Consider the following 11,579-nt stretch of genomic DNA (forward strand, 5'->3'; position numbering starts at 1 on the left):
CCCGCGGCGGCCGCACGCATCAGGCACTGCGCTATCTGGCGGCTTTCTTGCCGCTGCGCTCGGCGCGCGCCTTGACGATGAGCTGGTCGAGCACTTCGAACAGGCGCGGTTCGCTGCCGGCCATCGACTGCGAGGTGGTGTATTTGCCATCGATGATGAAAGCCGGCACGCCGTTGATGCCGTAGGTGGCAGCAAGCCGCGCGCCCTGCGTAGCCTTGGATTGCGTGGAGAAGGAGTTGTAGATCGCCTCGAATTTCTTGCGGTCGACGCCCTGTTTGGCGATCCAGCCGCCCAGCACCGCCGGGTCGTTGAGATTGATTTCTTCCACATGGTAGGCGTCGAACACCTTGTTGTGCAGCTTGCCAAGAAGGTTCATCTGCTCCAGCGTGTAGTAGAGCTTGGCGCCGGGCATCCAGTCGTCCCGGAATACCGCCGGCACGCGGCGAACCTGCGCATCCCTGGGCAGCGTCTTCAGCCAGGCGGTGAGGCCGGGCTCCAGCTGGAAGCAGTGCGGGCAGCGGTACCAGAAGAACTCCAGCACTTCGACCTTGTTGCCGGTGGTGACCGGCTGCGCGTTGCTCAAGCGGGTGTAATCGCGGCCTTCGACAGCGGCATTCGGGGCGGCAAAAGCGGACAAGGACAATACGGCGGCGGCCAGCATGGCCAATGCGCGGGTGAACATCAAGGCGTCTCCTGTGGGGTGGGAACTTCTTTGACCAGTGTGGCCGGGATATTGTTCTGCGTCAGCAGGCTGCGGGTGCGGTTGACTTCGTCCATGGCCCGGAAGGGGCCGACACGCACCCGGTGGAATACGCCCTTGTCGCCGAGGTCGCTGGTCTGGATGGCGGTTTCGATGCCGAGCAGGGCCAGTTGCGCTTTCAGATTGTCGGCATCGGCCGGGTTCTGGAACGCGCCGGCCTGCAGGTAATACAGGGGCGAGGCCGCTGCGCTATCCGCTGCGGGCGGCAGTGGGCCGGGGGACGCATCGCCGGGCAGCACTTTGTAGAAGTCGAAGCTGGGCGCGGCCTCCGGCGTGGCGGGTACGGCAGGCGCGGCGGGCGTTGACTTGGCCGGCGCCGATTCCGGCGCGGCGAACCTGAAAGGGTTGTTGCCGGTGATCCACAGCGCCACGCCCACGGCAAGCACCGCGCCGACGATGAGGCCGATCAGCACGCCGGTGAAAATGGAACTGCCGCCGGAGCGGCCGGACTTGCGGGATGCGGGTTTTGCCATACTTACATTTTCTCCGGGGCGGATACGCCGAGCAAGGCCAGGCCGTTGACGATCGCAATGCGGGTGGCGTCGGCCAGCGCGAGGCGGGCGAGTTTCGTCGTCACCTCGTCGACCAGGAATTTCTCGGCGTTGTACCAGGCGTGGAAATCGCCCGCCAGCGTTTGCAGGTAATGCACCAGCAGGTGCGGCGCCAGTTCGCGTGCGGCGGTGGCGACGACTTCCGGGTATTCGGCCAGGCGCTGCAGCAGCACGAGTTCATGCGACGCGGTCAGCGGCGCGAGGTCGGCGCTGTCGAGCGCGGCGGCCTGCCCGCCCCATTCTTCGAACACCCGGCAAATCCGGGCATGGGCATACTGCACGTAGTACACCGGGTTGTCGTTGTTCCTGGCGAGCGCGAGATCGACGTCGAACACATATTCGGTGTCGGCCTTGCGCGACAGCAGGAAGAAGCGCACCGCGTCCTTGCTGGTCCATTCGATGAGGTCGCGCAGGGTGACGTAGCTGCCGGCGCGCTTGGAGATCTTCACTTCCTCGCCGCCGCGCATGACGCGCACCATGGTGTGCAGCAGATAGTCCGGATAGCCTTCGGGGATGCCGACGTTGGCTGCCTGCAGGCCGGCGCGCACCCGCGCGATGGTGCCGTGGTGGTCGGTGCCCTGGATATTGATCGCGCGCTCGAAACCGCGCTCCCACTTGGCGATGTGATAGGCGACGTCGGGCACGAAATAGGTGTAGGTGCCGTCGGACTTCTTCATCACGCGGTCCTTGTCGTCGCCGTAGTCGGTGGTTCTGAGCCACAGCGCGCCGTCCTGCTCGTAGGTCTTGCCGGCGTCGACGAGCTTGCCCACCGTCGCTTCGACGCGGCCGTCGATATACAGGCTCGATTCCAGGTAGTAGTGGTCGAAGCGCACCGCGAAGGCCTTGAGGTCGAGGTCCTGCTCGTGGCGCAGGTAGGCGACGGCGAACTGACGGATCGAGTCGAGGTCGTCGGCGTCGCCCGACGCGGTGAATGTGCGGTCGTCCGACTTCACCGTCTTTCCGGCCAGGAAGTCGGCCGCGATGTCGGCGATGTAGTCACCGTTGTAGGCCGCTTCCAGCCATTCGGCGTCACCCGGCTTCAGGCCCTTCGCCCGCGCCTGCACGCTGTTGGCGAGCGTGGCGATCTGCACCCCGGCGTCGTTGTAGTAGAACTCGCGATGCACGTCCCAGCCCTGCGCCGCGTACAGGTTGCAGATGGCGTCACCGAGCGCGCCCTGGCGGCCATGGCCGACGTGCAGCGGACCGGTCGGGTTGGCGGAAACGAACTCGACCAGCATCCTGTGACCGATACCCGCATCGCCGCGGCCGAATTGCGCGCCGGCCGCACGGATCTGCGGCACGAGGCCGTGCCAGGCGGCGGGCGCGAGATGGAAGTTGATGAAGCCAGCGCCGGCGATTTCCGCCCTGGCGATCAGTGGCGATTTCGGCAGTTCGGTGAGGAGCAGCTGCGCCAGTTCGCGCGGGTTCTTCTTCAGCGGACGCGCCAGCTGCATCGCCGCGTTGCTGGAAAAATCGCCGTGGGCGGGGTTTTTCGGACGTTCGATCTCGAGGCTGACCGCGGCGTCGGGCGCCACCGTTTCGAGGGCTTCGCCGATCAGCAGGGCGATCTGTTCTTTAAGCGGATGGGTGTCGGACATGATTACAAAGAGGAGGGAGCAAGCCGCGCATCCTCAGTGTTCGGAAATGGGTAGTCGGCGATTATAAGCGCCGCGCGCGAGGCATCAAAACACCAGGGGATCGATATCGAGCGACCAGCGCGCCACGCGTGGCCGGATGTCGTCGAGTCGAGGCCGCCAGTCGCGTACGAAGGCCTGCAGTGCCTGACGCGAGGCCGACTGCACCAGCAGCTGCGCACGTTCCAGGTTGGCCACGCGCGCCATCGGCGCCGGGATGGCGCTGAACACGCTGACGCCGGCGCTTTCGGGCGCCAGCGTCGCGGCGCGCTGCAGGAAGGCCAGCGCCGTGTCCATGGCGGTGGCCTCGGCGCGCAACAGTACTTGTCGGGTGACGGGCGGCAGTTCGAGTTGGCGGCGCTCGGCCAGCAGTTCGCGCGCATAGCCGGGATAGTCGTGGCGCTGCAGGTAGCGGAACAGCGGATGGTCCGGGAAGGCGGTCTGGATCAGCACGCGGCCGGGCTTGTCGGCGCGCCCGGCACGTCCCGCCACCTGCATCAGCTGGGCGAACAGGCGTTCGGTGGCGCGGAAGTCGGGGCTATAGAGCGCACCGTCGGTGTCGAGGATCAGCGCCAGCGTCATGTCGGGAAAGTCGTGGCCCTTCGCCAGCATCTGCGTGCCGACCAGAATGTCGACCTCGCGTGCCCGCACCGATTCGCCGAGCGCTGTCCAGGCGCGCGGCCGCATGGTGTCACGGTCGATGCGGCGGATGCGCGCGGCGGGCAGCAGGGCGGCGAGCGTTTCCTCCAGCCGCTGGGTGCCTTGGCCGAGCGGCTTGAGATCAGGATTGCCGCAGCCTGGACACTCGGCCGGGATGCGCGTCTCGAATCCGCAGTGGTGGCACTTCAGGCGGTGCGCAGTACGGTGCAGCACCAGCCGTGCCGAGCAGCGCGGGCAGGGCGACACCCAGGCGCAGCTCGGGCAGTATAGCGCCGGCGCGTAGCCGCGCCGGTTGAGGAAGACCAGGCTCTGCTCGCCGCGCGCCAGCGTGTCGGCCAGCGCCTGCAAGGCGGGGCGGGTGAGGCCGTTGTCGAGCGGGATGTGTTTCAGGTCGACCAGCTCGATGTCCGGCAGCCGGGCCTGGCTGATGGCGCGCTGCTTCAGTTCGATTAGTTGATAGCGCCCATTCAGGGCCTGGGCGTAGCTTTCCAGCGACGGCGTGGCCGAGCCGAGCACCACGGGGACATCGGCCTGCTTGCCGCGCGCGATGGCGACGTCGCGCGCCGAATAGCGCAGTCCATCCTGCTGTTTGAACGAGCCGTCGTGCTCCTCGTCCACTACGATCAGCCCCAGCCGTGGCAAGGGCGCGAATACCGACAGCCGGGTGCCGAGCAGCAGATCGCAGCCGGGCGCGGCGAGCCAGTTTTCGGTGCGCGCGGTTTCGCCGAGGCCGCTGTGCAGGGCGGCGATAGGGCGTCCGGGAAAGCGGCGGCGGAAATGCCGCTCCAGTTGCGGGGTGAGGGCAATTTCGGGAATCAGCACCAATGCCTGTTTATTCGCCGCCAGTACCGCGTCGATCAGGCGCATATACAGCTCGGTCTTACCGCTGCCGGTGACACCGTGGACCAGGTGCACGCCGAACTGCGCGAGCGCAGGCAGTAGGCGGTCGAGCGCTGCCTGCTGCTCGGCGGTCGCGGCAGGTGCCGGGGAAGGGTCGCTGCGCAGCAGCGGATCGTCCGCCGCGCTGCCCGTCGCCTGCGGCGGCAGCCGCGCCCATGCGGCCCAGCCGGCGGCGACCAGCGCGGCCGCGTGGCGGCCCTGCTTCTGCGCACGCAAGCGGTCGCGCGTCTGCGGCGCCGCGCGCAAGGCGTCGAGCAGCGCGCGTTGTGCCCTGGCGCGTGCGGCGGGTTGCGCCGCCCGCCCGGCTTCGGTCAGCAGCAGCCAGGGGGTTCCGGCAACGAACGGCGTGGCGTTGCGCAGGCGCGGCGGCAGCGTGGCCAGCAGGATCGCGCCCAGCGGGTAGTGGTAATAATCGGCGCAAAACTGCGCCAGGCGGAGGATGTCGGGAGACAGCGCGGGGCGATCGTCCAGCACGCGGATCAGATGGCGCAGCTTGCCGGCCTCGACGGCGCTGTCTGCGGCCGTGCCTAGCGCGACGCCGACCTGGCGGGTGCGGCCGAACGGGACTTCGACCAGGCTGCCTGGCGGCACCGCAGCAAGACCGTCCGGCAGGCGGTAATCGAACAACCGGTGGAGCGGCGTATCGAGCGCGACCTGAAGGATGGACAGCATCAGTTAGTGGCGAATCTTGGTTGAGTGTTCGTAAAAATCAACTAGGTAGCTGTTATAAAAGACGTATTTGATATTTTCCACGCAGGCTGTGGATAATTGTGTGGGTGATTCGTGTCAATCGCTCCCAAACGCCCGTATTCAGGCGGGTCGGCGTCGCCGGCTAAAAAGTAGGCAATTCGGTAAGTTTTTAATTTTCATGGACTTACAAACGAGGCTTGGCTGTCAAGCGTTTAACGCAAAAAAATCTCGTCAACGCCAAAACTGTGCATAAGTAATACTGCTTTTAGCTAAAAGTCGCCCCTTGCGCACCGTGCTGATGCGCAAGGCCTTGTTTACTCTAATTTTGTTGCTGAATGCCGGCAATCACCCAGCCGCCCTGACCGCTGGCGGGTTTGCTGAGGTGCCAGACTTCGTCGAGCGGCATGGCGCCCTGGTCGGCGGATTCGCGAATGAGGCCGGTGAAGCGCACGCTGACAAGATGGCGGTTGTTTTCGTCGACGGCTTCCAGCACCTCGGCATTGAGTGTCATCACGTCGGTCGTTTGCGCGGCGTCGCCGCGCTCGGCCAGCTGCATCGACAGTTCGGCAAATATTTCAGGCGAGGTGAAAGCGCGCAGGTCATCCAGGTTGCCGGCGTCGAAGGCGGCTTGCAGGCGAATGAAGTTGAGCTTGGCTTCGCGCGCGAAGGCGTCGGCGTCGAATCCGGGCGGGAAGGAATGCGCGGCTGCGCTGCCGCTCAGCGCGGCGGGGCTGGCGTCGAATGCCGCGGCCGCACCAGGATTCGTCGCGCCGGCCGGCATGCCGGCGTACTGCATCGCGGGTGCGCGGGCCGGCGCATTGCGGCGCATGAAGAAGCGGAACAGCATGAAAGCGGCCAGTGCCAGCAGTGCCAGCATCAGGAAATTGGCCATTTCTTCACCCATTCCCAGGTGCGAGAACAGCGCGGCCAAGCCCAAACCTGCGGCGAGGCCGGCAATGGGGCCCATCCAGGAATTTTTCTTCGGTGCGGCCGTCGGTGCAGCACCGGGCTGCTGGCGCTGTGGCGCGGGCGCGACATTCTGTTTGGCCGGGGCAGTGCGCTGCATGCCGAAGGATTTGCCGCCGCCCATGCGCCGGGCTTCGGCGTCGTGCACGACGAAGCCGAAGCTGATGAAAAGAGCAAACAGGCTGATCAAGATGCGTTTCATGGTAGGTCCCGATAAAGGTAAAGCTGGAATTAAGGCGCTGCAGGGTGAAAAAGTTCGCTCCGGCGCTATGCAGAAGCGGGCGCGGCGCGGACGGCGCGGCTGCGGCTGTGCACGGCCTCGACCAGCACACTGACGTTGTCCGGGTTGGTGAACTGTGAAATGCCGTGGCCGAGGTTGAACACGTGGCCGGGGTGGTTGCCGTAGCTGTCGACGATGCGATGGGCCTCGGCGCGGATGCTGTCGGGTGTGCCGTGCAGGGCGCAGGGGTCGAGGTTGCCCTGCAGCGCCACCTTGTCGCCGACCCGGCGGCGTGCCTCGCCGATGTCGACGGTCCAGTCCAGCCCCACCGCATCGGCACCGATGCCGGCCATGGCTTCCAGCCAGTTGCCGCCGCCCTTGGTGAAGATGATGCTGGGGACGCGGCGGCCTTCGCGTTCCTTGATCAGGGCGGCGACGATGCGCTCCATGTAGTCGAGCGAGAATTCCTTGTAGGCGTGGGGGGTGAGGCTGCCGCCCCAGGAATCGAAAATCATCACCGCCTGGGCGCCGGCTTCGATCTGCGCGTTGAGGTAGTCGATCACCGCCCGGGTGTTCACTTCCAGGATGCGGTGCAGCAGGTCGGGGCGGCTGTACAGCATGGTCTTGATGTGGCGGTAGTCGTCCGAGCTGCCGCCTTCGACCATGTAGCAGGCCAGCGTGTAGGGGCTGCCGGAAAAGCCGATCAGCGGCACCGAGCCGTCGAGCGCGCGGCGGATGCTTCTGACCGCGTCCATCACGTAGCCGAGCTTGTCGGTCGGATCGGGGGCGGAGAGGTCGCGGATCTCCCACTCGTCGCGCAACGGGCGCTCGAAGCGCGGGCCCTCGCCCTGCGCGAAGTACAGGCCGAGGCCCATGGCGTCGGGCACGGTGAGGATGTCGGAAAACAGAATCGCGGCGTCGAGCGGATAGCGCGCCAGCGGCTGCAGCGTCACCTCGGTTGCCAGGTCGGGCGTCTTGCACAGGGTCAGGAAATCGCCGGCGCGCGCGCGGGTGGCGTTGTATTCCGGCAGATAGCGCCCGGCCTGGCGCATCAGCCAGAGCGGGGTGTGGTCGGTGGGCAGGCGCTGCAGCGCGCGCAGAAAAGTTTCGTTTTTGAGAGCGGGCATGGCAGTAGCCACAAAATAGGGCCGGGATGCAAAGCCGGCATTCTAGCAGGCTTGGCATCCCGGCCTTGAGACGCGGGCGGTCAGCTGCGGCGGAAGTGCCATTCGCCGCGCCCGGACGGGCACGCCAGCACGTCGTGCGGCGCGCGGCCGTTGACGGCAAGTGTGGCGTAGCGGCAGCCGTCGCGTGCGTCGCCGCGCGGCGTGAAGCGGTAGTCGTGGCCATCGCGGTGCCATGCCACCGGGACGCCCGGGCGACCGAGTTCCAGCGCGTGGCCCATGCAGGCGCGGTCGCGCTCGTCCATGCTGTCGCCGACGGCGTGTCCCAGCACCGCGCCGAGCACGCCGCCGACCACCATGCCGACTACGCGATCGTCGCGGCCGGCCACCTGGCTGCCGATGACGGCGCCGGTGACCCCGCCGATCACTGCCCCGATCTCATCGCGGTTGCAGCGGCCTGACGAAATGCCGTAATCGTGGGCATACGCCACCCCGCTTTTGCCCTGGTAATGCCGGGCTTTTTTATGATGCTTGCGGTCATGGTCGTGATCGTAGTGCTTTTTGTAATAGCCGTGCGCGGGCGCATGGCCGGGCGGGTTGGCCAGCGCCGGGCCGGCGGCCACCAGTGCGGCCAGGGCCAGAGTGACGGATGCCTTCATGGGATGCTCCTTGCTTGTCGCGATTGAGGTTTAACGGCGAAACGCGGTTGTGCTGTAGCGGCAGGCGCCAACCCGCGCGCCGTGCCGGCCCTAATTGAAGCGGGACGGATGGCCGTGGGCATAACGCGCCTGGCGGTCATGTTTTTCAGCCTTGATGTTGTGGCTGGCAAGGTCCAGGGCATGGTTCAGACGCTTGAATTCACGCGCATCGATCATGCCATCTGCACGGAAACGCTGTTCCATGGCACGGATTCTGTGCTGTTCGCCCATCAGTTCGCGGAATTCAGTGCGGCTCAGATGCCTGCCATGCATGCCGCTCTGGATGCGTTCCATCTGCTGTGCCTGGCGTGCATCGATCTGTTGGCTGTATGCCCGGGTTTGCTGATGGGCCTGCCTGTGTCCGTCGCCGCCGTGCGTCCAGCCGGCCTGCGCGCCGGTTGCCGTCAGGCCCAGTGCCAGAATGCCGAGGGCGGTTGTCATCAGGGTGTTTTTCATGGTGCGACTCCTTTTGGTTGAGTGATGCCGCTGCCGGGGTGTTTCGTCAGCGGACAACTGCACTGTAAGGAGGCCGTGTAAGCGGGATGTTTGGGGCTGGTAACGGGGTGTAACGCAATGTAACGCAGGGAGGGGTCATGTTTTGCGGCATCGTGCCGATATACCCTGCCGTACAGGGCGATCTTCGCGTCTGGCTTTACCCGTCCCCGTTCCACGCATGAAAATCGACCGGCCGCACTGCGGCCGAATATGTAATTAAGTTAGAATTTTCGACTTTTCTAAAAATTAACAAGCAGAATCCCCAGGAGAACCCCGATGCAACTGAATAAACTCGCGGCCACGCTTGCCGCGCTGGGCACGGTTGTGCCCGGCTTGGCCATGGCTACCAACGGCATGCTCATGGAAGGCTACGGCCCCATCGCTGCAGGCATGGGCGGCGCGTCCATGGCCTATGACAACGGCACCGCAGCGATGGCCAACAACCCCGCGACGCTGGCGATGATGGCCGAAGGCAGCCGCCTCGACGTGATGGTGGGTTTCGTCGGTCCCGACGTCGCAACCCCGGGCGTGGGCAAATCCAGCGCCGACGCCTTCTACATGCCGGCGATCGGCTATGTGAAGAAGCAGGACAAGCTGACCTGGGGTGCCGGTATCTACGGCCAGGGTGGCATGGGCACCGAGTACGCCGGTGGCGACATGGCGCAGGTGGGTGTCGGCCGCGTGATTTTCCCGCTGGCCTATGCCGTCAACGACCGCTTCAACATCGGCGGCAGCGTCGACGTCGTGTGGGCCGGGATGGACATGGTGGTCACGAATTTCGGCATCGACTTCAAGGACGACAGCGACTTCAGCGGCGCGGCGAAGGGCTACAGCGTCGCGGCCAAACTCGGCTTCACCTACAAGCTCAGCGGCGCGCTGACCGTCGGCGGCGTCTACCAGACCGCCGGCAACCTGCCCGATCTCAAGGGCGACGGCTACCGGGTCGAAGGCTTCGACATGCCGGCGATAGTCGGTCTCGGCGTGAGTTGGCAGGCGAACGACCGGCTGATGGTCGCGGCCGACGTCAAGGACGTGCTGTGGGGCGACAGCATGAATACTGTGACCATCCATTATCCGGGGGGGGCTGGAACGGCGCCGTTCACGCAGAACTGGGACGACCAGATCGCGGTGTCGCTGGGCCTGTCCTACAAGTTCACCGACGCATTCACCGGCCGCGTGGGCTACAACCATGGCAAGAACCCCATCCCCGATCAGCACGTGAGCTACCTGTGGCCGGCGATCGTCGAGGACCACTACACCGTCGGCTTCGGCTACGCCATCGGCTCGCAGTCCGAGTTCAACTTCGCTCTCAGCTATGTGCCGGAGGTTTCGGTGACGGGGACGAACGTGGTCACGCCGCCTTTCGGCAACGGCGGCGTGACCACCGAGCACAGCCAGCTGAACTGGCAACTGATGTACAGCTACACATTCTGATCGACGAGTCGAGCGGCAAACAGGCCGGGTAGCCGGCGTGTTTGCCGCGCTACTCGGTTTTTATGCCGGTCTGCCCCCCGGCATCGTCCAGCGGGCGCCCGCTTTCTTCCGCCGGCGCCGGGGCCTCGTTAATCTGCGGCTGCGGCTCTTCCCTGAGCGTCTGTGCGGCCTGGTCGACCTGCTCGCCCGCCCGTTCGGCCGTGTCGGTGTTGTCGCAGCCGTTCAGGATCAGCAGGCTGGTCAGTAGCGCCAGCACGCTATAAGAGGCATGCCAGGGATGGGTGCGTTTGGATCTTGGCGGGATGGCGGAGGTGATCCCGGCCCCGTTCCATTCATATAGCTGCATGTGTTCGTCGTTGAGGTGTTGCATGGTCGTGCGCATGTCGGTTCTCCTGGTTCTATCGGATAAGCGGCGGCGGGCGTACCCCGCCGCCGGCCTGATCCCGCAGTCGTCGGTCAACGCTTGACCTGCAGGTCGTTCTTGATGCCTTTCACGCCCTCGACACTGCGCGTGATTTTTTCGGCCTGGGCAATCTGCGATTCGTCTTTCACCCAGCCGGACAGCTGGACCGTGCCCTTGCTGGTTTCCACGTTGACGTCCAGACCCTTCACGCCTTCGTCCTTCAGCAGCAGCGCCTTGACCTTGGCGGTGATCCAGGCGTCGTCGACATATTTGCCGGCCTTGTTGCGGTCATTGTTGGCATTGGCGAGGGTGAATTCGTCGCTGCTCAGGCGGTTGTCGCGGTTGGCGTCGCCTGCGCGAAAAGCCTGTTCCTGACCGCCTTGCGCCTGGAATTCTTCCAGGCTGACGGTGCCGTCGCCATTGCTGTCATACGCCTTGAAATCGGACGCTGCGGGAGCGGCCAGGGCCGGTGCTGCGACGCAGACGCTCAGCACGCCGGCAAGGGTGAAATCAAGGAAGCGCGGATCAAAGGATTTCATGTCTATCTCCTGTAAAGAGTCGATCTGAATGCAGGTGCACTCGAACCGCTATCCAGCGACAACCGTGCCAGCCGAATTTTAATCAATGAAATCATACGGATAGAAATCCATGCTGGAACGGGCGAACGGGCTGTCCGGGAGAAGGCGGGCTGATTTGTCTCCTGTCGGCGACAGATAGGGGTGCTCTTTCTCAAGCGATTGTTTTTATTTGGCTATTTTGTATGAGCCCAGCGACATCCGGGAAGGATGGGGGAACGACGCATAAAAAAGGGAGCCAGGCTCCCGGGTCATGCGATGCAGCGGTTTTACAGCGTAGGCGGCCTGCGGCCTGCGGCCAGTAATGCCAGAAACATCACCAGACCGACGGCGAACAGGACTTTGGCGATCCAGGCTGCAGTACCGGCCACGCCGGCAAAGCCAAAAACTCCGGCGATGATGGCGACGATCAAAAACGTAATGGCCCATCCGAACATGACACTCTCCTTTCCGGTTGATGAAGGCGCAC

At 65.0% G+C, this 11,579-nt stretch carries 12 protein-coding genes; 1 reads left to right on the plus strand and 11 read right to left on the minus strand.

Annotated elements, in window-relative coordinates; genetic code table 11:
- Positions 1 to 31 precede the first annotated feature (31 nt).
- The 8 genes from B059_RS0115900 to B059_RS0115935 all read right to left on the minus strand — a co-directional run bounded on the left by B059_RS0115900 (position 32) and on the right by B059_RS0115935 (position 8,659).
- A complete protein-coding gene (locus B059_RS0115900; RefSeq protein ID WP_018079242.1) occupies positions 32 to 682 on the minus strand; it encodes a thiol:disulfide interchange protein DsbA/DsbL in 651 nt (216 codons plus the stop codon).
- Positions 682 to 1,233 (minus strand): SPOR domain-containing protein, encoded by a 552-nt coding sequence (locus tag B059_RS0115905; protein ID WP_018079243.1) that lies wholly within the window; start codon positions 1,231 to 1,233, stop codon positions 682 to 684. The genes B059_RS0115900 and B059_RS0115905 overlap by 1 nt, the downstream gene beginning before the upstream one ends.
- 2 nt (positions 1,234 to 1,235) lie before the next feature.
- Positions 1,236 to 2,909 carry an arginine--tRNA ligase gene (argS, locus tag B059_RS0115910; protein ID WP_018079244.1) on the minus strand — a complete coding sequence of 558 codons (1,674 nt, stop codon included), beginning with the start codon at positions 2,907 to 2,909 and terminating at the stop codon, positions 1,236 to 1,238.
- Positions 2,910 to 2,993: 84 nt separating this feature from the next.
- Positions 2,994 to 5,177 (minus strand): primosomal protein N', encoded by a 2,184-nt coding sequence (locus tag B059_RS0115915; RefSeq protein WP_018079245.1) that lies wholly within the window; start codon positions 5,175 to 5,177, stop codon positions 2,994 to 2,996.
- A gap of 337 nt (positions 5,178 to 5,514) precedes the next feature.
- Positions 5,515 to 6,363 (minus strand): Tim44 domain-containing protein, encoded by an 849-nt coding sequence (locus B059_RS0115920; protein WP_026177594.1) that lies wholly within the window; start codon positions 6,361 to 6,363, stop codon positions 5,515 to 5,517.
- A 65-nt stretch (positions 6,364 to 6,428) separates the two neighbouring features.
- On the minus strand, positions 6,429 to 7,508 hold the full coding sequence (gene hemE / locus B059_RS0115925; protein WP_018079247.1) for a uroporphyrinogen decarboxylase: 1,080 nt from the start codon (positions 7,506 to 7,508) through the stop codon (positions 6,429 to 6,431).
- A gap of 80 nt (positions 7,509 to 7,588) precedes the next feature.
- Positions 7,589 to 8,164, minus strand: coding sequence for a glycine zipper 2TM domain-containing protein (locus B059_RS0115930; RefSeq protein WP_018079248.1), 576 nt, complete (start codon positions 8,162 to 8,164; stop codon positions 7,589 to 7,591).
- A 90-nt stretch (positions 8,165 to 8,254) separates the two neighbouring features.
- Entirely contained in the window at positions 8,255 to 8,659 is a 405-nt protein-coding gene (locus tag B059_RS0115935; protein WP_018079249.1) for a hypothetical protein, read from the minus strand.
- 315 nt (positions 8,660 to 8,974) lie between these two features.
- Between B059_RS0115935 and B059_RS0115940 the strand changes: the two genes are divergently transcribed.
- The gene (locus B059_RS0115940) at positions 8,975 to 10,132 is read left to right on the plus strand and encodes an OmpP1/FadL family transporter (protein ID WP_018079250.1); all 1,158 of its coding nucleotides are present in this window, start codon (positions 8,975 to 8,977) and stop codon (positions 10,130 to 10,132) included.
- A 49-nt stretch (positions 10,133 to 10,181) separates the two neighbouring features.
- Here the strand turns inward: B059_RS0115940 and B059_RS0115945 are convergent, their stop codons facing one another.
- The 3 genes from B059_RS0115945 to B059_RS20500 all read right to left on the minus strand — a co-directional run bounded on the left by B059_RS0115945 (position 10,182) and on the right by B059_RS20500 (position 11,547).
- The gene (locus B059_RS0115945) at positions 10,182 to 10,514 is read right to left on the minus strand and encodes a hypothetical protein (RefSeq protein WP_018079251.1); all 333 of its coding nucleotides are present in this window, start codon (positions 10,512 to 10,514) and stop codon (positions 10,182 to 10,184) included.
- 74 nt (positions 10,515 to 10,588) lie between these two features.
- Positions 10,589 to 11,074, minus strand: coding sequence for a BON domain-containing protein (locus B059_RS0115950; protein WP_018079252.1), 486 nt, complete (start codon positions 11,072 to 11,074; stop codon positions 10,589 to 10,591).
- Between the two features lie 305 nt (positions 11,075 to 11,379).
- The gene (locus B059_RS20500) at positions 11,380 to 11,547 is read right to left on the minus strand and encodes a DUF1328 domain-containing protein (RefSeq protein ID WP_018079253.1); all 168 of its coding nucleotides are present in this window, start codon (positions 11,545 to 11,547) and stop codon (positions 11,380 to 11,382) included.
- Positions 11,548 to 11,579: the final 32 nt, after the last annotated feature.

It is taken from the genome of Thiobacillus denitrificans DSM 12475 (assembly GCF_000376425.1).
GTDB lineage: Bacteria > Pseudomonadota > Gammaproteobacteria > Burkholderiales > Thiobacillaceae > Thiobacillus > Thiobacillus denitrificans.

Excerpts from the sequence above, each read along its gene's own strand:
- hemE (WP_018079247.1), bottom strand. The coding sequence starts at position 7,508 with ATGCCCGCTCTCAAAAACGAAACTTTTCTGCGCGCGCTGCAGCGCCTG.
- B059_RS0115915 (WP_018079245.1), bottom strand. The coding sequence starts at position 5,177 with ATGCTGTCCATCCTTCAGGTCGCGCTCGATACGCCGCTCCACCGGTTG.
- B059_RS20500 (WP_018079253.1), bottom strand. The coding sequence starts at position 11,547 with ATGTTCGGATGGGCCATTACGTTTTTGATCGTCGCCATCATCGCCGGA.
- B059_RS0115930 (WP_018079248.1), bottom strand. The coding sequence starts at position 8,164 with ATGAAGGCATCCGTCACTCTGGCCCTGGCCGCACTGGTGGCCGCCGGC.
- B059_RS0115900 (WP_018079242.1), bottom strand. The coding sequence starts at position 682 with ATGTTCACCCGCGCATTGGCCATGCTGGCCGCCGCCGTATTGTCCTTG.
- B059_RS0115920 (WP_026177594.1), bottom strand. The coding sequence starts at position 6,363 with ATGAAACGCATCTTGATCAGCCTGTTTGCTCTTTTCATCAGCTTCGGC.
- argS (WP_018079244.1), bottom strand. The coding sequence starts at position 2,909 with ATGTCCGACACCCATCCGCTTAAAGAACAGATCGCCCTGCTGATCGGC.
- B059_RS0115935 (WP_018079249.1), bottom strand. The coding sequence starts at position 8,659 with ATGAAAAACACCCTGATGACAACCGCCCTCGGCATTCTGGCACTGGGC.
- B059_RS0115950 (WP_018079252.1), bottom strand. The coding sequence starts at position 11,074 with ATGAAATCCTTTGATCCGCGCTTCCTTGATTTCACCCTTGCCGGCGTG.
- B059_RS0115940 (WP_018079250.1), top strand. The coding sequence starts at position 8,975 with ATGCAACTGAATAAACTCGCGGCCACGCTTGCCGCGCTGGGCACGGTT.
- B059_RS0115945 (WP_018079251.1), bottom strand. The coding sequence starts at position 10,514 with ATGCGCACGACCATGCAACACCTCAACGACGAACACATGCAGCTATAT.
- B059_RS0115905 (WP_018079243.1), bottom strand. The coding sequence starts at position 1,233 with ATGGCAAAACCCGCATCCCGCAAGTCCGGCCGCTCCGGCGGCAGTTCC.